At 73.3% G+C, this 18,331-nt stretch carries 17 protein-coding genes and 2 tRNA genes; 7 read left to right on the top strand and 12 right to left on the bottom strand.

Annotated elements, in window-relative coordinates; all coding sequences use genetic code 11:
• The first annotated feature begins 31 nt into the window (after nt 1–31).
• Nucleotides 32–997, top strand: coding sequence for a hypothetical protein (locus A8711_RS02570; protein ID WP_176722743.1), 966 nt, complete (start codon nt 32–34; stop codon nt 995–997).
• Here the strand turns inward: A8711_RS02570 and A8711_RS02565 are convergent.
• Nucleotides 880–2,148: a glycosyltransferase gene (locus A8711_RS02565; RefSeq protein WP_064447891.1), complete on the bottom strand. Its 1,269-nt coding sequence runs from the start codon at nt 2,146–2,148 to the stop codon at nt 880–882. The genes A8711_RS02570 and A8711_RS02565 overlap by 118 nt on opposite strands.
• 194 nt (nt 2,149–2,342) lie before the next feature.
• On the opposite strand from A8711_RS02565, the gene A8711_RS02560 reads away from it, so the two are divergent.
• The 3 genes from A8711_RS02560 (at nt 2,343) to A8711_RS02550 (ending at nt 4,722) form a co-directional block, all read left to right on the top strand.
• Complete coding sequence (locus A8711_RS02560; protein ID WP_043328486.1) at nt 2,343–3,341, top strand: SDR family oxidoreductase; 999 nt, start codon at nt 2,343–2,345, stop codon at nt 3,339–3,341.
• Between the two features lie 56 nt (nt 3,342–3,397).
• The gene (locus tag A8711_RS02555; RefSeq protein WP_051611585.1) at nt 3,398–4,069 is read left to right on the top strand and encodes an ATP-binding protein; all 672 of its coding nucleotides are present in this window, start codon (nt 3,398–3,400) and stop codon (nt 4,067–4,069) included.
• An 80-nt stretch (nt 4,070–4,149) separates the two neighbouring features.
• On the top strand, nt 4,150–4,722 hold the full coding sequence (locus A8711_RS02550) for a DUF5709 domain-containing protein (RefSeq protein ID WP_069087347.1): 573 nt from the start codon (nt 4,150–4,152) through the stop codon (nt 4,720–4,722).
• Here A8711_RS02550 and A8711_RS02545 read toward each other — a convergent pair whose 3' ends face one another.
• Both A8711_RS02545 and macS read right to left on the bottom strand, forming a co-directional pair.
• Nucleotides 4,723–5,355: a response regulator transcription factor gene (locus A8711_RS02545; RefSeq protein ID WP_176722742.1), complete on the bottom strand. Its 633-nt coding sequence runs from the start codon at nt 5,353–5,355 to the stop codon at nt 4,723–4,725.
• A gap of 11 nt (nt 5,356–5,366) precedes the next feature.
• The gene (macS, locus tag A8711_RS02540) at nt 5,367–6,488 is read right to left on the bottom strand and encodes a MacS family sensor histidine kinase (protein ID WP_064447892.1); all 1,122 of its coding nucleotides are present in this window, start codon (nt 6,486–6,488) and stop codon (nt 5,367–5,369) included.
• Nucleotides 6,489–6,603: 115 nt separating this feature from the next.
• On the opposite strand from macS, the gene A8711_RS02535 reads away from it, so the two are divergent.
• Complete coding sequence (locus tag A8711_RS02535) at nt 6,604–7,059, top strand: ATP-binding protein (protein WP_043328481.1); 456 nt, start codon at nt 6,604–6,606, stop codon at nt 7,057–7,059.
• Here the strand turns inward: A8711_RS02535 and A8711_RS02530 are convergent.
• Complete coding sequence (locus A8711_RS02530) at nt 7,040–7,978, bottom strand: ribose-phosphate pyrophosphokinase (protein ID WP_069087346.1); 939 nt, start codon at nt 7,976–7,978, stop codon at nt 7,040–7,042. The genes A8711_RS02535 and A8711_RS02530 overlap by 20 nt on opposite strands.
• Nucleotides 7,979–8,042: 64 nt before the next feature.
• On the opposite strand from A8711_RS02530, the gene glpK reads away from it, so the two are divergent.
• The gene (gene glpK, locus A8711_RS02525; RefSeq protein ID WP_069087345.1) at nt 8,043–9,527 is read left to right on the top strand and encodes a glycerol kinase GlpK; all 1,485 of its coding nucleotides are present in this window, start codon (nt 8,043–8,045) and stop codon (nt 9,525–9,527) included.
• Nucleotides 9,528–9,530: 3 nt separating this feature from the next.
• Here the strand turns inward: glpK and A8711_RS02520 are convergent, their stop codons facing one another.
• A complete protein-coding gene (locus A8711_RS02520; RefSeq protein ID WP_043328477.1) occupies nt 9,531–10,364 on the bottom strand; it encodes a phosphoribosylaminoimidazolesuccinocarboxamide synthase in 834 nt (277 codons plus the stop codon).
• Between the two features lie 124 nt (nt 10,365–10,488).
• On the opposite strand from A8711_RS02520, the gene A8711_RS02515 reads away from it, so the two are divergent.
• Nucleotides 10,489–11,814 (top strand): ABC transporter substrate-binding protein, encoded by a 1,326-nt coding sequence (locus tag A8711_RS02515; RefSeq protein WP_069087344.1) that lies wholly within the window; start codon nt 10,489–10,491, stop codon nt 11,812–11,814.
• Between the two features lie 114 nt (nt 11,815–11,928).
• Here A8711_RS02515 and A8711_RS02510 read toward each other — a convergent pair whose 3' ends face one another.
• From A8711_RS02510 to A8711_RS02480, 7 genes are all read right to left on the bottom strand, one after another.
• Nucleotides 11,929–12,177, bottom strand: coding sequence for a hypothetical protein (locus A8711_RS02510; RefSeq protein ID WP_043328474.1), 249 nt, complete (start codon nt 12,175–12,177; stop codon nt 11,929–11,931).
• Nucleotides 12,178–12,285: 108 nt separating this feature from the next.
• Nucleotides 12,286–12,359, bottom strand: a tRNA-Met gene (locus A8711_RS02505).
• Between the two features lie 136 nt (nt 12,360–12,495).
• A tRNA-Met gene (locus A8711_RS02500) sits at nt 12,496–12,569 on the bottom strand.
• 50 nt (nt 12,570–12,619) lie between these two features.
• The gene (locus A8711_RS02495; RefSeq protein ID WP_069087343.1) at nt 12,620–13,549 is read right to left on the bottom strand and encodes a hypothetical protein; all 930 of its coding nucleotides are present in this window, start codon (nt 13,547–13,549) and stop codon (nt 12,620–12,622) included.
• Nucleotides 13,539–14,048: an RNA polymerase sigma factor gene (locus tag A8711_RS02490; protein ID WP_043328470.1), complete on the bottom strand. Its 510-nt coding sequence runs from the start codon at nt 14,046–14,048 to the stop codon at nt 13,539–13,541. The genes A8711_RS02495 and A8711_RS02490 overlap by 11 nt, the downstream gene beginning before the upstream one ends.
• 149 nt (nt 14,049–14,197) lie before the next feature.
• Entirely contained in the window at nt 14,198–17,188 is a 2,991-nt protein-coding gene (locus A8711_RS02485; RefSeq protein ID WP_233607763.1) for a UPF0182 family protein, read from the bottom strand.
• A 127-nt stretch (nt 17,189–17,315) separates the two neighbouring features.
• A complete protein-coding gene (locus A8711_RS02480; protein ID WP_176722737.1) occupies nt 17,316–18,329 on the bottom strand; it encodes a PDZ domain-containing protein in 1,014 nt (337 codons plus the stop codon).
• Nucleotides 18,330–18,331 lie beyond the last annotated feature (2 nt).

Raw genomic sequence — 18,331 nt, 5'->3', positions numbered from 1 at the left:
GGTTTCCTCCGGTTGGTGCTTCCTGGCAGCGATGATCGTCGCGTACGGCTTCGCCAACCTTCTCCAGTCGGTCGCCGCGGCGCGGACAACCGTGCACCACACGTTCGACCCGGGGCTGCTGCTGCGCCTGGCCGGGCACCGGACGTACCTGATCGGCCTGACCTGCCAGGTGGTCGGCTTCGTGCTGGCGTTCCTGGCCCGCCGCGACCTGCCGCTGTTCCTGGTGCAGGCGAGCGTGGCGGCCGGGCTCGGGGTGACCGCCGTGCTCGGCGTGCTGGTGCTCAAGTGGCGGTTGCCGGCCGCCGAGGTGGTGCTGCTGGTGCTGCTGTTCGCCGGCATCACCGCGCTGGTGCTGTCGGCCCAGCCGGCGCCGTCGCGGCAGCTCGGCACCGCCGGACTGGTCGGCCTGGCGGTGGCGGTGTTCGCGATCGCCGGGTCCGGGTTCTTCGCCGCCCGGCTGCACGGCGCGCTCGGGTCGGTGGTGCTCGGCTCGCTGGCCGGGATGGCGTTCTCCGCCGCCGCGGTGGCGGCCCGCCCGCTCGCCTCGGCCGGATCGGTGGAGGCGTTCGTCCGCGACCCGCTGCTCTACCTGCTGATCGTGCACTCGGTCATCGGCCAGCTGCTGCTCGGCCTGGCCATGCAGCGCGGGTCGACCACGGCGGCGGTGGCCGCGATGGACGCCGCCGGGGCGGTGCCCGCGGCGATCGTCGGCCTGCTGCTGCTCAACGACAAGATCTGGCCCGGCCGGGAGTGGCTGGCCGGTCTGGGCTTCCTGGTCACGCTCGCGGCGGTGGTCGGCCTGACCCGGTACGCCGAACCGCAGCACCACCACGCCAGCGCCCGCCAGAAGGCGATAGTGGGCGCCGGGATGGTGCCGGTTCAGGCCGCCTCGACCGGTCCCCGTTCCGAGACGGCCACCTCGACCGGCGGCGTCACCTCGACCGGCGTCGGCTCGATCGGCGTGGCCGGGCGGCGACGCCCGATCACCCGCTCGTAGAGACGTTCCAGCGCGGCAGCGGTACGTTCCCACGTGTAGCTGCACCGGACCCGGTCCACCGCGGCGTGCCCGTACGCGAACCGCCCGGCGTTGTCCGACAGCAGCCGGCGCAGCGTGACCCCGAGCGTGCGTACGTCACCGGGCGGCACCAGCTTGCCGGTCACCTCGTCCACCACCGCGTCGGCGATGCCGCCCATGGCGTAACCGACCACCGGCACGCCGCAGGCCATCGCCTCCAGCGACACCCGCCCGGCCGACGCGTAGTGCGGCGTGCAGGCCACCACGTCGGCGGAGCGGTACCAGGTCGCCATCTGGTCGTGCGGCACCGCGCCGACCAGCTTCACCTGCTCCGCCACCCCGGCCCGCTCGGCCAGCTCCCGCAGCCGGCGCGCCTCGGCGTGCCCGTCCAGCCGCTCGGCCGGCGGGCCGCCGGCGATCACCAGCTCCGCGTCGCCGACCAGCCGCATCGCCCGGATCAGGTCGTCCTGCCCGTGTCCGGGGGCGAGCCCGCCGACGGAGAGGATCCGGGCCCGCTGGTCGCGGGGCGCCGCCTCGCCGTCCGGATGGAACTGGCCGGTGTCCACCCCGGTCGGCACCATCGCCACCGACGTACGCTGCAGGCCCATCCGGGTCAGCTCGTCCACCTCGTCGTTGCACTGGGCCACCGCCACGTCCACCGCCCGGGTCAGCGCCCGTTCCAGCGGGATGCGCTCGCCCGGGCCGCCGTACCGGGGCCCGAGGTGCCGCAGCTGCTCCACGCCGAGCGAGTGGAACGTCTGCACCACCGGGATGTCCGTGGCGCGTACCGCGTGGGCGGCGGCCAGCCCGCCGACCCAGTAGTGGCCGTGCACCACGTCGGGGGTCCAGTCACCGGCCCACTGCCCGGCCAGCCAGCGGCCGTACTCGGCGACGAAGGGCACCAGCTCGGCGGTGGAGAGCACGTCGGGGGGGCCGACCGGCACACGTTCCACCCGGTAGCCGTCGAGTTCGGTCAGGGCGGGCTGGGCGGCGGCGGCACGGCGCTCGTACACGCGGACGTCGTGGCCCCGGGCGGCGAGTTCCGCCGCCACACGCGCAATGTGCTCCTGCGTCCCGACGGTGGGACCGTCGGTGGACGAGCCGGCGTGCGCGCATACAAGGCCGACGCGCATGGTGCACCTCCATGCGTTTCTCGCGTAGCGGGGTCTCCGGTCAGAGCGTCCCATTAACCCAGGTCCGGCGCGCCCAAACCTGGCAGATCGGGGTCACCGGGCCACCGCTGTCCCGCGAGCGGGACGGCCGACCGAACCCGATCACCGTCGAAATCGGTCGGCATGACCGGGCGGCCCGGGGGTACCGCCAAAGGATGCCGCTCACCCGCAGCCTCTCCGACGCCACGGTCGTCATCACCGGCGCCTCCAGCGGGATCGGCGCGGCGACCGCGTACGCGCTGGCCCAGCGGGGCGCCGACGTGGTGCTCGCCGCCCGGACCGGGTCGGCGCTGCGCCGGGTGGCGGCGAGCTGCCGGGAACTGGGCGGACGGGCCCTGGTGGTGCCCACCGACGTGACCGACCCGGAGGCGGTGGAGCAGCTCGCGGCGCGGGCGGTGGCCGAGTTCGGCCGGATCGACGCCTGGGTCAACAACGCGGCGGTCGGCACCGTGGGACTGTTCGACGAGATCCCGGTGGCCGAGTTCCGCCGGGTGGTGGACGTGAACCTGCTGGGGGCCGTGTACGGGACACGCGCGGCGCTGCCCTGGCTGACCGCCGCCGGTGGCGGGGTGCTGGTCAACAACGCCTCGGTGCTGGCCGAGGTGGCGATGCCGTACCAGTCGGCGTACAACGCCACGAAGCACGCGATCCGCGGCCTGGCCGACACGGTCCGGCAGGAGCTGCGGGTGACCGGGCGGGGCAACATCTCGATCTGCACGGTGCTGCCGGCCACCATCGACACGCCGTTCTTCCGGCACGCGGCCAACCACACCGGCCGGGAACTGACCCCGCCACCGCCGGTGTACCCGCCGGAGATGGTCGCCGAGACGATCGTGAAGCTGCTGCGCCGGCCCCGGCGGGAGGCGTACGCGGGCGGCGCGGCCCGGCTGATCGGGCTCCAGTGGCGGCTCGCCCCGGCGCTGGCCGAGCGGGTGATGGGCTGGTACACCGCGCGCACCCAGTTCGGGCCCGGCGTACGCGCCGACTCCACCGGCGCCGTCTTCACCCCCGGCGCGGCGGCGGAGCGGACCGACGGCTGGTCCGGGCGGCGGGGTCAGTTGCTGCGGCTCACCGCGGCCGTCGGTCTGGCGGCCGGCACCGCTGTCGGCACGGCGGCGGCGATCAGCCGCCGGTCCCGGACGGGCCGGCCGTGAGTCCCGCCGACCGGACCGGTGCGCGGGCGGCGGCCGAGGTGCACAATGGGGCGATCATGCCGACGGATGCGCGTTGCCTGGTGGAGACCGACGATTCCTCCGCGAGAGTCCGGCTGACCGGCGTGCTCGACCGGGCCGAGGTGGAGGCCGTGCGGGACGCGCTGCTGGCCCGGCTGTGGCAGCGCCCCGGCCTGCTGCTCGTGGACCTGTCCGGGGTGCGTATCGCCGACCCGCTGGCCCGCGACGCGCTGGACGAGGTCTGCCGGGCGGTGTCCGACTGGCCGGCCAGCGAGATGCTGCTCGACCCGGACGCCACGCCGCCGGACCCGCCGCCGGACCCGCTCGGCGTCGAACTGCCCCCGGTGGTCGAGGCCGCGCGCGAGGCACGGTCGCTGGTCTCCGCCGGGTGCCTCCGGTGGGGCCTGCCGGAGCTGGTCGAACCGGCCTGCATCGCGGTCACCGAGATGGTCAACAACGTGGTGGCGCACGCGCTGACCCCGATGACGCTCCGGCTGGCGCCGCGCGGCAACGCGCTGCACGTGGCCGTCCGCGACCACTCGGCCGGGCAGCCCGCGTACGCGGGTCCGGCGGCGGCGGACGCGCTGGGCGGGCGCGGGCTGCTGCTCATCGACACGGTGGCCCGGCGCTGGGGCAGCACTCCGCTGCCCGACGGCAAGGTGGTGTGGTGCGTGCTGTACGTCGAGGACGAGGCGGCGGTCCGCAACTGAGGTGCCCTTTCGCCCTGTTGCTCCCGATCCACCCGGCCGGTTGCGGTTAGGGCGGGGAGCGCAGTGGGTAGTTCCCGAGCATGCGCGACGACGAGTACCCCACCCCCGTGTCCGATCCCGAGGCGGCGGGCCTGCCCGACACCGCCGACGACGACTCCACCGCCAACGACGACGTGCTGACCGGGCGCGAGGCGGACGGCCCCGAGCCGGCCCAGCTCCCCGGCGACCGCACGCCGGTCGCGGTGGACGAGTTCGGCACCACGGCGGAGGAGCAGCTCGACGGCGAGGCGCTGGACTACAAGCTCCAGCGCGAGCAGTACGAGCGTCCCGCCGACGACCCGCTGGCCGGCCCGGTCGACCCGGACATCGCCGCCGAGGCGGACAGCGAGGAGGCCGCCGCGCAGGCCCAGCTCGACGCCGACGTGATCGACCCGGGCCCGGTATCCGACCCGGACTCCCCCGTCTCCGTGTACGACCACGGTCAGCTCGGCACCGTCGCCGACCACCAGGTGGGCCGGCTGGTCGAGCCGGACGAGGGCGCGCACACCGACCAGGAGACCGACAACGTCGCCTACGACGCGGGCGCGGCCGGTGGCGGGGCCAGCGCGGAGGAGCTGGCGGTGCACGAGACCCGCCCGCCGGACGCCCGCTAGCTAGCCGTCCAGGCCCCGCTCGATGGCGTACCGGGTCAGCTCGACCCGGTTGTGCAACTGGAGCTTGCCCAGGGTGTTCTGCACGTGGTTCTGCACGGTCCGGTGGGACAGGCCCAGCCGGTCGGCGATCTGCTTGTAGGACAGCCCCTTGGCGACCAGGCGCAGCACCTCGGTCTCCCGCTCGGTGAGCCGGGGTGCGTCGTCGTCCGGGGCGGGCGGCGCCGCGGCCAGCCGCCGGTACTCCCCCAGCACCAGGCCGGCCAGGCCCGGCGTGAACACCGGCTCGCCGGCCGCCGTACGGCGCACCGCGTCCAGGAACTCCGCCGGGGCGGCCGACTTGACCAGGTAGCCGGTTGCGCCGGCCTTGACCGCGTCCAGCACGCCCTGCGGCTCGCCGCTGGCCGAGAGCATCAGCACCCGCACCTCGGGCAGCGCCGCGCGCAGCCCCCGGATCACCTCGACGCCGGAGATGTCCGGCAGCTGGAGGTCGAGCACGACCAGGTCGGGGCGGGCCGCCGCGGCCACCCGTACCGCCTGCCGCCCCTCGCCGCTGGTCGCCACCACCTGGTGACCCGCCTCGGTGAGGTCGCGGGCCACGCCCTCGCGCCACATCGGGTGGTCGTCGACCACCATCACCCGGATGCTCACCCGCGGCTCCTCGGCACGATCAGCTCGATCTCGGTGCCGGCGCCCGGCGCGGACGCGATCCGCACCTCGCCGCCCAGGTCGGCCACCCGGCCCCGGATGGACTGYGCCACCCCGAGCCGCCCCTGCGCGGCGGCCTCCGCCAGCCGCCCGTCCGGGATGCCCGGCCCCTCGTCGCGTACCGAGACGGTCACCGTCTCCTCCTCGTCCTCGATCAGCACCCAGGCCCGGCCACCGGCGTGCCGGGCCACGTTGTCCAGCGCCGCGCCGACCGCCGCGCCCAGCTCACCGGCGGTCCGCGCGGGCAGCGGCACCGGGGTGGCGGGCGCGGACACCACGACGGTGGCCGAGGCGTACCTGTCGATCAGGTCGCGCAGGTCCTGCTCGGCGCCGGCCGGGTCCGGCGGCGCGCCCGCCCGGCCGATGAGCGCCCGCAGCGCGGCCTCCTGCTCGCCGGCCAGCCGGGCCAGCTCGGCCGCCTCGCCGTCCAGGTCCGCGCCGCGCCGCCGGACCAGCGCGAGCACCTGGAGCACGGAGTCGTGGATGTCGCGGGCCAGCCGCTCCCGTTCCCGGGTCGCCGCCTCCAGTTCCACCGCCCGCTGCAACCGCTCCTCCGCCTGCACCGCCAGCCGCGCCACGTGCCCGACCACCACACCGGCGAGCAACATCAGGATCGCCCCGGTCAGCGCGGACGGGCTGATCCGGTCCCGGGTGGCGAGGTCGGCGCCGCCGAGCACCAGCGCGGCCACCGCGCCGCGCCGCCGCCCGCCGGAGACCGCCCAGGCGAGCACCGGCCCGGCCAGCCAGGCGGCGGTCAGCATCGGCACGCCGGCGGCGAGCGCCGCGCGCCCGACCACCCAGGGCGTGACCAGGATGATCGCCAGCACCACGCCGAGGTCGGCCAGCAGCAGCGGCCAGCGCCGCCCGGCCGGGCGGCCGTAGCCGGCCGCCGTCACGCCGCTCCAGGCCAGCATCGCCAGCAGGACGCCGCCCGCGGCGACCGGGTGCGCGTAGCGGTCCGCGTCGCGCAGCACGACCAGCCCGACGTACGCGAGCGCGGCGAACCGGAACACCGCGATGGAGCGCCAGAACGGGCCCTCGAGGCCGGAGGACGACGGCATGTGCGTCACCCTGTCACAGCCGGTCGAGGGGACCCCGGCCGGTGCGGCCTGAGAAACCCTGACGTACGGTTGAAATGCCGCGAAAGTCGTCGAGAGCCATCGTCGGGACGGGGTCATGACAGACGCAGAACTCCCCGCACCGCGTACGGTTGTGCCCATCGAACCTTCCCTCCTTCTCGCCACGGCCTTCGGTCAGGCGCAGGTGACCGAGCTGCGGCACTCGGTGACCTCCTGCGCGCAGGACTCCGGCCTGTCCGGTCAACGGCTGGACGACTTCGTGCTGGCGGTCAACGAGCTGATCACCAACGCGGTGCGGCACGGCGGCGGGCAGGGCTGGTTGCGACTCTGGCAGCGCGACGGCGAGCTGGTCTGCCAGGTCGCCGACCACGGGCCCGGGATCAGCGAGCGGCGGCTGCGCGACCGTGACCGGCCGGCGCCGGACACCGCCGGCGGCTGGGGACTCTGGCTGGCCCGGGAGCTGAGCGACACGATGGAGGTGGAGACCGGCGACGCCGGCACCGTCGTCCGGATCACCGCCGCGCTCGCCACCGTCAGGCGAACAGGGCGCTGACCGACTCCCCGTTGTGGATCCGCCGCATCGCCTCGGCCAGAGCCGGCGCCACCGACAGCACCTCCAGCTTCGGCACCCGCTTCTCCGCCGGGATCGGCACGGTGTTGGTGCAGACGATCTCCAGTACGCCCTCCTGCCCGCTGAGCCGCTCCAGCGCCCCGCTGGAGAACAGGCCGTGCGTACAGGCCAGCCGGATCGAACGGACCCGCCGCTCGCGCAGGTGCGAGATCAGCTCGATCACGGTGCTGCCCTTGGCGATCTCGTCGTCCAGCACGATCACGTCCCGGTCCGTCACGTCGCCGATGATCGTGCTGATCTGCACCCGGTCGTCGCTGAAGCGCTGCTTCGCGCCGGCCGCCACCGGCGTACCCAGCATCCGGGCGAACGCGGCGGCCTCCTTGGCGTTGCCCAGGTCCGGCGAGACCACCACCGCGTTGCCCAGGTCGTGCCCCTTGAAGTGGGCGGCCAGCTCCCGCAGCGCGTGCAGGTGGTCCACCGGGACGCTGAAGAAGCCGTGCACCTGCGGCGAGTGCAGCGTCATGGCCAGCACCCGGTGCGCGCCGGCGGAGGTGAGCAGGTCGGCGACGAGCCGGCCGCCGATGGAGATGCGCGGCGCGTCCTTCTTGTCCGACCGGGCGTACGCGTAGTGCGGCAGCACCACTGTGATCCGGGCGGCCGACGCGCCCCGGGCCGCGTCGATCATGAGCAGCAGCTCGACCAGGTGCTCCTGCACCGGCGGCACCAGCGGCTGGATGAGGAAGACGTCGCGCTCCCGGCAGTTCGCCTGCAACTGCACCTCCAGGCAGTCGTTGGCGAACCGGGACACCCGGACCGGATGCAACGGGACGTGGAGGTGGGCGCAGATCTCGGCGGCGAGGACCGGATGGGCCGACCCGCTGAACACGGCAATGTCACGCACGTCTGATGATCGTACGGGCCGCCGGGAGGAGACGGTGGACACTCGCGGCGGGTACGGTGCTGCCGTGACCGCAGAGTTCGTCGCCGCCATCGACCAGGGCACCACGTCGTCGCGCTGCATCGTCTTCGACCAGGCCGGCGAGATCGTCGCCGTGGCCCAGCGCGAGCACCGGCAGATCTTCCCCCGGCCCGGCTGGGTGGAACACGACGCCGAGGAGATCTGGACGAACGTCGAGCACGTGGTCCGCGAGGCGCTGGCCAGTGCCGACATCGGCACCGAGATGCTGGCCGCGGTGGGCATCACCAACCAGCGGGAGACCACTGTGGTGTGGGACCGGGAAACCGGCCGCCCGGTGGCGAACGCGATCGTCTGGCAGGACACCCGCACCGGCCCGCTGCTGCGGGAGCTGACCGAGACGTACGACCAGGAGCGGCTGCGGGCCCGCACCGGCCTGACCCCGGCCACCTACTTCGCCGGGCCGAAGCTGCGCTGGCTGCTCGACCACGTCGACGGGCTGCGCGAGCGGGCCGAGCGCGGCGAGGTGCTGTTCGGCACCATGGACAGCTGGCTGATCTGGAAGCTGACCGGCCGGCACGTCACCGACGTGACGAACGCCAGCCGCACCATGCTGATGGACCTGGAGACGCTCGACTGGGACCCGGAGCTGCTCGACGCGCTGCGCGTCCCGGCCGCCGTGCTGCCCGAGATCCGCAGCTCGGCCGAGGTGTACGGCACCGCCCAGGGGGTGCTGGCCGGGGTGCCGGTGGCGAGCGCGCTCGGCGACCAGCAGGCCGCGTTGTTCGGGCAGACCTGCTTCCAGCCCGGCGAGGCCAAGTGCACCTACGGCACCGGCAGCTTCCTGCTGCTCAACACCGGGGCCAGCCCGGTGCCGTCGCGGCACGGCCTGCTCACCACCGTGGCGTACCGGATCGAGGGCCAGCCCGCCGTGTACGCGCTGGAGGGCGCCATCGCGGTCACCGGCTCGCTGGTGCAGTGGCTGCGCGACAACCTCGGCCTGATCTCCACCGCCCCGCAGGTCGAGGAGCTGGCCCGCACCGTCGACGACAACGGCGGCTGCTACGTGGTGCCGGCCTTCTCCGGCCTGTTCGCCCCGCACTGGCGCAGCGACGCCCGGGGCGTGATCGCCGGGCTGACCGGCTACATCACCAAGGGGCATCTGGCCCGCGCGGTGCTGGAGGCGTCAGCGTTCCAGACCCGCGAGGTGGTCGACGCGATGAACGCCGACTCCGACGTGGCGCTGCGCCGGCTGCGGGTCGACGGCGGGATGACCGGCAACGAGCTGCTCATGCAGTTCCTCGCCGATGTGCTGGCCGTGCCGGTCGTACGGTCCCGGATCACCGAGACGACGTGCCTCGGCGCCGCGTACGCCGCCGGCCTGGCCGTCGGGTTCTGGCCCGACCTGGCCACGCTGCGCGAGAAGTGGCGCTCGGACGCGCAGTGGGAGTCGACGATGGACCCGGCGCACCGGGAGCGTGAGCTGCGCCAGTGGCACAAGGCGGTCCAGCGCACGCTCGACTGGGCCGAGTGAGCGTCAGTCCCAGCGGTTGCCGGTGAGCTTCTCGTACACCTCGACGTAGCGGGCCCGGGTCGCCTCGATCACCTCGGCCGGCACCTCCGGCGCGGGCGGCTGCTTGTCCCAGCCGCTGGACGTGGCCCAGTCCCGCACGTACTGCTTGTCGTAGGAGAACTGGGCGCGGCCCGGCTGGTACGACTCGGCCGGCCAGAACCGGGACGAGTCGGAGGTGAGCACCTCGTCGCCGAGAACCAGCGTGCCGTCCGCCGCCCAGCCCAGCTCCAGCTTCGTGTCCGCGATCAGGATGCCCCGCTCGGCGGCGATCTCCGCGCCGCGCCGGTAGACGTCGATGGTGATCTGCCGCAGCCGCTCCGCGACCTCCGGGCCGACCTTGTCGACCACCTGCTCGTACGTGATCGGCTCGTCGTGCTCGCCCTTCGGCGCCTTCGTCGACGGCGTGAAGATCGGCTCGGGCAGGATCGACGCCTCGACCAGGCCGCGCGGCAGCGGCACCCCGGAGACCGAGCCGGTGCGCTGGTATTCCGCGAAGCCGCCGCCGGTCAGGTAGCCCCGGGCCACGCACTCGACCGGCACCATGTCCAGCCGGCGGCAGCGGATCGCCCGGCCGGCGAACTCCGCCGGCACGTCCGTCGCCGAGATCACGTGGTTCGGCACCAGGTCGGACAGCTGCTCGAACCACCACAGCGACAGCGCGGTGAGCAGGCGGCCCTTGTCCGGGATCGGGGTCGGCAGCACCACGTCGTAGATGGAGACGCGGTCGGTGGCGACCAGGATCAGGTCCTCGCCGTCGGCGTAGACGTCCCGGACCTTGCCCGAATGCAGAAGTTCCACGGCGCTAGTACACCATGACCGGCGGGGGCCGCCCGGCGCGCCCACCGGAGGTCCCGCCCGGCGTTGACACCCCGCCGTAGGGGCCGGTGAAATGATCCGTCCACCGACGTTCGGAGAGAGATCCGTGCCCGCTGCGCAGTCCGTACCCCGTCCCGGCCTGGACCGGCGACGGCTTCTCGGCGCGCTCGCCGGGCTGCCGCTGCTCGGCGGCGGGCTGCCGGCACTGGCCGGGTGCAGCCCGGAGGAGGCTGCCGTCGACGACGGCCCGGTCGAGCTGTCGGTGTTCTGGTGGGGCGGCGACCGGCGGGCGGCGGCCACCGAGCAGGCGCTGCGCCTGTACTCGCAGCAGAACCCCCGGGTCAGCTTCCGGGTCACCTGGCAGGGGTTGAGCGGCTACTACGACCGGCTGGCCACCCAGGCCACCGGCGGCAACCCGCCGGACCTGTTCCAGATCGACGACACGCTGCTCGCCGAGTACGCCGGCCGGGACATCCTGCTCGACCTCAGCCCGTACGCCACCGACGGGCGGATCGACCTGCGCGAGGTGCCGGCGCAGCTGGCCCGCTACGGCCAGGTGGACGAGCGGACCGTGGGCGTGGCGGCCGCGCAGACCAGCGCGGCGCTGGTGTTCAACCGCGCGCTGCTGCGCCGGCTGGGCCAGCCCGAGCCGCGCACCGGGATGTCCTGGAAGGAGTACGTCGCCTGGGCCGCCCGCGTGACCCGCGCCTCCGGCAACCGGGTGGCCGGCACCATGGACGCCTCCGGCGACTACCGGGCGCTCTGGCTGTGGCTGCGCGGCCAGGGCAGCGAGATGTACCGGGGGCGGCAGCTCGGGTTCAGCTCGGCCGAGCTGCTCGACTGGTTCGAGTTCTGGGAGGTGGCCCGCTTCGGCCGGGCCACCCCGAGCGCCGCGCTGGTCGAGCAGGCGGACAGCGGCGAGCTGGCCCGCCAGCTCGTGGTCACCGGGCACACAGCGGCCTCGTTCGCCTGGTCGCACCAGTTGCCGGAGCTGCAACGCCTGACCGACGACGAGCTGGCGGCGGTGGCCTTTCCGGGCACGCCCGCCGCCCAGTGGCCCCGGGCGTCGATGTACTGGGCCGGCTTCCAGGGCACCCGCCACCCGGAGGTGGTGGCGAACGTGATCGACTTCCTGACCACGAACGTGGCGGCCGGCCGGCTCCTCGGCGTGGAGCGCGGCCTCAACGCCAGCAAGCAGGTGCGCTCGTTCGTCGCCGGCGAGCTGACCGACCGGTCCGAGAAGCGCATGGCCGCGCTCGGCGCCGAACTGGACGGGCTGGCCGGTCCGTCACCCGCGCCGCCGCCCAAGGGACACGCCAAGGTCCGCACCCTGCTGATCGACGCGGCCGAGAGCATCCGCGGCAAGCGCTCCGGCGCCCGCACCGCCACCTCGCGCTTCATGGCCCAGGCCAACGCCGCCCTGGCGAGCTGACCCGCCCGCCGCGCCCGACCGACCGCCCTGCCCGGCGATCATGAGGTTGGCGGCGACAAATCGGACGCGGCGCACCGCCAACTTCATGATCAACCAGGGGCGGGCGGGCCCGGGTCAGCGCGGAGGGCGGTTGCGGCGTCCGCGTGTGAGCAGCAGCACCAGCAGGACGATGCCGCCGACCACCACGAGGCAGCAGAGCAGGCCGAGGAAGCCGAACCCGCCGCGGCCGCGCCGGCGCGCCGCCTCCACCACGATCTCGCCGGTGCCCGACGACGCCCAGGCCGCGACCGGCACGAACACCGAGAGCACGACCGTACCGAGGACCGCGCCCAGGCGGCCCCACCACTTGTTCCATGCAGACATGCCCCCCATCCTCGCCGAGACCCGCAACCGGGGCACGGCGGATGAGGGCGGATGTCGCCGGACACGGCGAAGGGCCCCGGAAAGAATTCCGGGGCCCTTCGTCACGAGTAGCGGGGACAGGATTTGAACCTGCGACCTCTGGGTTATGAGCCCAGCGAGCTACCGAGCTGCTCCACCCCGCGTCGGCTCGTAAAGCTTATCGCACTCCGATCCCGGAGATCAGCCGGGTCCCCGATCCTGCCGCCGGCCCGCGCGGACCGGCGGCAGGCGGAAACGGCGAAGGGCCCCGGAGAGAACTCCGGGGCCCTTCGTCACGAGTAGCGGGGACAGGATTTGAACCTGCGACCTCTGGGTTATGAGCCCAGCGAGCTACCGAGCTGCTCCACCCCGCGTCGGCTCGACAACCGTAGCGCACCGACCCGGGGAGGCGCAAAACGGGTACTCAGTCCAGCCACCGCCGGACCGCCTCGACCGCCCGGCGGCTGTCCGCGTCGAACTGGGCGCGCTCGGTCGAGGTGCTCTCCCAGCCCTGCTCCCACAGCAGCGACACCACGTCACCGACGCGGACCGCCCGGATCAGGTGCACCTCGTCGCCGCCGCTCGGATCGCCGTTCGCGTCCCGGTACGGCGTCCGCGTCTCGAACAGCACCGACTCGTCGCCGTACCCGCTGTCGGGCAGCAGACGCTGCCGCACCGTCACCGGCGGCGTACCCCGGGCGGGCTGCTCGGGGCAGGCCCGCACCGCGGCGCGCAGCTCGGCCAACGCGGCGCCGGCGCCGCCGGACCGGTAGATCGTGATGCTGTGCCGGTAGTTGCCCGACGGCACCTCGTCGGCCGTGGCCCCGGCCCGCCGGTACGGCAGCGACCGGGCCCGCTGCGCCACCACCCGCTCGTCGCCGGGGCTCGCGCCGCAGAGCACCGGCAGCACCGGCCCCGGGCCGAAGTAGTTGCCGGTACCGGCGTCGTTCGCGGCCGGCAGCACGAAGAACGCCCGGTCCGGGATCGTGGTCAGGGTCGCCGCGGCCGGCGGCGTGGTGGTCACGGCCGGGCTCCGCGAGCCGGGGGTACGGCCGACGGACGGCGACGGCGGGGGCGGCGACGACGGCACGACCGAAGGCGCGACGGACGACGGCCGCGGGGTGGGCGTACCCGCGGGCGGTGGAGCCGGGTCGGGGCCCGGCCCGGCGGCGAGCACCAGCTGGCTGCCGGCCACCGTGCCCGCGACCAGCCCGGCGGCGGCCAGGACGGTCAGCGCGGCCCGGCGGCGGGCCCAGCGGTCGGCGCTGCGGCGCAGCCGGTCCGGCGCCGGCAGCACCCGCTCGTCCGTGTCGGCGGCGAGGGACCGGTAGTAGCGGTGCAGTTCAGGCGACATCGTTGACCTCCAGCTCCTCGGCGGCGACGCCGGGCAACAGCTCGGCCAGCCGGGCCCGTCCCCGGGACAGCCAGGACTTCACAGTGCCGGCGGGAACCCCGGCCTCCCGGGCGATCTCCTCCACCGGCAGGTCGAACAGGTAGTGCAGGGCGAGCGCCTGCCGGTGCCGGGGCGGAAGCTGCCGCAGCGCCCCGACCAGCAGCACGGTGTCCTCGCCCGGCGGCCCGACGTCGGGCGGCGGCCCGGTGCGGCTGGCCGCGAGGCGCCACCCGCGCAGCCGCCGGAACCGGTCGGCCGCCAGCCGGCTGATCACCAGCCGCAGCCACGCCTCCGGAGCGGGATGGGCGGCGAGCTTCGCCCACTGCCGCCAGGCCCGCGCGTACGCCTCCTGCACGAGGTCCTGGGCCTCGGCCGGGTCGCCGGCCACCGCGTAGCCGTACCGGATGGCCCGCCCCGACGTGCTGCGGTAGAAGTCGTCGAAGCTGTTCGCGTCCCGCATGTGCCCTCCCGCCCCCACACGTCCACCTGCACTGTTGACGGCGCAGTGCGGTCCGGGGTTGCGGGCGGGGAGTCCGGAAGACGACACGAGCCCGGGGTCCGGGTGACCGTTGCGGTCCCGGACCACGGGCTCGTGGTGTCGGCTCGGCGTCAGCCGCTCGGCGTGGGCGCGGGCGACGTGGGCGCCGGCGGTGAGGCGCTGCCCGACGGCGCGGGGTTGCCCGAGCCGCCGGCCGCGGACTGTGCCTGCTGGAACGCGCTCATCGCCTCGTCCAGCGCCTTCAGCGCGCGCCCGTACCGCTCGAAGTCGCCGGACGCCTGCGCGGCCTTGACCTCGCTGATCGCGGTCTGCACCCGGGCCGCCGCCTGGGCCAGTTCGCCGGTCGCCGGCGGGGTGTTGTTGTCACCCCCGGTCGGCGTCGGCGTCGGCGTCTCGTTGTCGTCGGTGCTCGGCGGCGGGTTGTTGTTCGGCGCCCGCTTGCCCTGTTCGACGAGCTGCTTGATGCCGTCGTTGAGGTTGTTGGCGAGCACCACGTACGAGCCGCCGTCACCGTAGGAGAGCAGCACCTTCTGCAGCAGCGGGTACGCGTCCTGGTTGCTGCTCTTCACGTAGACCGGCTCGACGTAGAGCATGCCGTCGGCGAACGGCAGCGAGAGCAGGTTGCCGTACTGCACCTGGGCCTGGTTCGAGGAGAGCAGGTTGAGCTGCTGCCGGATGTCGCCGTTGTTCGTCATCTGCTGGTGCACCTGCGTCGGCCCGGAGATCCGGGTCTGGTCCGGCAGCTCCAGCACCTCCAGTTGTGGCTTGCCGTCGACGTACGAGCCGGAGACCAGCGCGGCGAGGTTCTGCCGCCCGTTCGGGGTGACCGCGGAGGTCAGCTGGAAGCGTGGCCCCTCCTGCCCGGGGAACTGGGTGAAGAGGTAGTACGGCGGCTGCTTCTGCCCGCTGTCCGGCGCGTCCGGCACGTTCGGCACCTGCCAGAAGTCCTGGCCGGAGTAGAAGTCGCCGGGGTCGGTGACGTGGAACTTGGTGAGCAGGTTGCGCTGCACCTTGAACATGTCCGCCGGGTAGCGGAAGTGCTCGGCCAGCTCGGCCGGGATGTCGCCCTTGGGCAGCACCAGGTCACCGCCGAACGCCTTGTTCCACGCCTTGAGGACCGGGTCGGTGTCGTCGTACGAGTAGAGCTTGACCGTGCCGTCGTAGGCGTCGACAGTCGCCTTCACCGAGTTGCGGATGTAGTTGACGTTCTCCCGGGCGAGCTGGAACGTGCCCCGGCCGGTCAGCTCGTCGGCGGTCTCCGCCTGGAGGTTGACCCGCTCGGCGTACGGGTAGGTCGCCGCCGTGGTGTAGCCGTCGATGATCCACAGGACCCGGCCGTTCACGACCGCCGGGTACGGGTCGCCGTCGAGCGTGAGGAACGGGGCGACCTTCTCCACCCGGTCACGCGGGTTGCGCACGTAGAGCAGCTTCGAGTTCTCGTTGACCGCCTCGGAGAGCAGGAAGTTCGGCTCCTGCTCCTTGATCGAGTAGAGCAGGCGGCGCGGGAACGAACCGATCTTGACGCCACCCTCGCCGCTGTAGGTGTAGTACTGCTCGCCACCGGTGGAGGTGGGCCGGTCGAACTCGACGTTGCGGTCGCCGTTCTGGCCGACGATCGCGTAGTCCCCGGGCTCCATCCGCTCGCCGTAGTAGATCCGCGGCTGCTGGGCCGGGATCTCCTCGGCCGGCGAGGAACACGCCTCCTGCGCCTTCTCACCCAGGAAGCCGGAGACGAAGTACGGCTGACCGCCGCAGACCACCTGGTTCGCCGGGGCGGCCACCAGGCCGTACCCGTGGGTGTAGACGGTGTGGCGGTTGATCCAGTTGCTCTGCTGGTCGGTCAGCTCGCCGTAGTTGATCTCACGGACGCCGACCACGTAGTCGGAGGTCTTGTCCTTGACCGAGTACCTGTCGATGTCCAGCTTCGAGCCGAAGTCGTAGAAGCCACGTACCTGCTGGAGCTGGGTGTACGTCTCGGAGACCAGCTGCGGGTCGAGCAGCCGGATGTTCTGCACCACCGAGGTGTCGGTGGCCAGGCTGGCGGGTGGAACGAGGTTGCTCGCCGCGTACGGTGTGGTCTTCGTGCCTTCGAGGCCGAACGCGGTGCGGGTGGCCTTGATGCTGCGTTCGATGTACGGCGCTTCCTTGTCCCGGGCGCTCGGCTTGACCTCGAACGTCTGCACGGCCCACGGGTAGATGCCGCCGATCGCGACCGCGGAGACGCCGAGCAGGGCGAGCGAGATGCCCGGCCAGACCAGGTTCCGCATGACCGCGTTGGAGAACACGATGATCGCCAGCGCCACCAGGACGGAGATCCAGGCGAGGATCTCCTTCGCCGGCAGCAGCGCGTTGACGTCGGCGTAGCCGGCGCCGTAGAGCTTGGCGCTGTCGTTGTACTCCAGCAGCATGGCCCGCCGGTCCAGCACGTACGCGACGGCCTTGAGCAGCACGAAGAACGCGACCAGCGAGCTGAGGTGGGCGCGGGCGGCGTTCGTCATCCGGTCGCCGACGCCCTGCAGCCGCACCCCGCCGAAGATGTAGTGCACGGCGAGCGCGCCGAGCAGGGACAGCACGACGGCGGTGAAGCCGACGCCGAGCAGGTAGCGCCAGAACGGGAGCTGGAAGACGTAGAAGCCGACGTCGATGCCGAACTCGGGGTCCTTCACGCCGAAGTCGCCGCCGTTGCGGAACAGCAGCCACTGGCTCCACCGGCTCTGCGCGGACAGGCCGGCGAACAGCCCGACGACGGCGGCGGCGAGCGCGATCCAGGTGCCGAGGCGAGGGCTCAGGAGCATCCGGTAGCGCTCCAGCGTGGCCTGCTCGGCCGAGTGCGGGCGCATCCGGGGTCGCAGCCGGTAGGCGAGCCAGAGGTTGCCGGCCACGATCAGCGCCATGCCGACGCCGACCACCAGGAACAGCAGCAGCCGGGTGGCGAGCACGCCGGTGAAGACCTGGGTGTAGCGGACCTCGTTGAACCAGAGCCAGTCCGTCCATGCGTTGACGCCCCAGCCGAGCAGGGTGAACAAGACGAACACCCCGATCAGGACACCGATGGTGACGCGTCCGCGTCGGCTCATCCTCGGCAAGGGACTGCTACGCATGACCACTGTTGGCTCCGCACGCTCGATGTGATCGGCTCCGACCAGGCACCAAGAGTACGGGGTCATCCTGAGCACGTCGGGTCAAGGTCACGTCACGATCGGCACAGCAGTCGTGGTCCCGGCCGCTTCAGCAGCGCGTCGGCTGTCCCCCGGTACGCAGCGCCTCGAGTGCCTTCAATGCCTCGTCCAGCGTGGCGACCTTCAGCATCGGCAGGCCCGGCTGCGGGTTGCGGACGGCCTCGGCGCAGTTGTCGGCGGGCACCAGGAACGCGTTCGCGCCGGCCTCCTTGGCGCCGACGAGCTTCTGCGCGATACCGCCGATCGGGCCGACGCGGCCCTCGTCGTCGATGGTGCCGGTACCGGCGATGATCTTGCCGCCGGTCAGGTCGGCCGGCTCCAGCTTGTCGATGATGCCGAGCGAGAACATCAGCCCGGCGCTCGGCCCGCCGATGTCCCCCAGGTCGATCTTGAGGGTGAACGGGTGCGGCTGCTGCTGGTCGATCTCCACGCCGATCCGCGGCCGGCCGTCCTGCTCCTGGCTGGTCACCGTGGCCGTGCCCGGGGTGTCGCCACGGGTGTAGCCGATCCGCAGCGCGGTGCCGGCCGGCTTCGACCGGATCAGCTCGGTCAGCTTGGCCGCGCTCGTCACCGGCACCCCGTCGACCGAGGTGAGCACGTCGTCGGGGCGCAGCACGTCGGCCGACGGCCCGCCCGCCGTGACCGCCTTGACCAGCACCTTGATCGGGTAGCCCAGCTCACGCAGGGCCGCCGTCTCGGCGCTGGTCTGCGAGTTCTGGAAGTCCTCCGCGTTGCGCTTCTCGACCTCCTCCTGCGACTGCCCCGGCGGGTAGACCAGCTCGCGCGGCACCACCGCCTCGTCCGAGGAGAACCATCCGGCCAGCGCCGACCGGAGCCGCACCGTCGGCTGCACGCCGACCGTGGTGAGCCGGAGCTGACCGGCGGACGTCGACGTCGAGCGGCCGGTCACCTGGATGACCTCCTTGCCGTCCTCGCTGCCCAGCGTGTTCACCGTCGGACCCGGGCCGAGCACCACGTACGGCAGCGGCACGCTCAGCACACCGACGCTGAGCAGTGCGGTGAGCAGGGCACCGAGCAGGACGGTCACGCCGCGACGTCTCATGC

It is taken from the genome of Micromonospora sp. II (assembly GCF_001709195.1).
Classification (GTDB): Bacteria; Actinomycetota; Actinomycetes; order Mycobacteriales; family Micromonosporaceae; genus Micromonospora; species Micromonospora chalcea.
The sequence above is the reverse complement of the archived record's forward strand: the minus strand, read 5'-3'. Positions and strand labels throughout refer to the sequence as shown.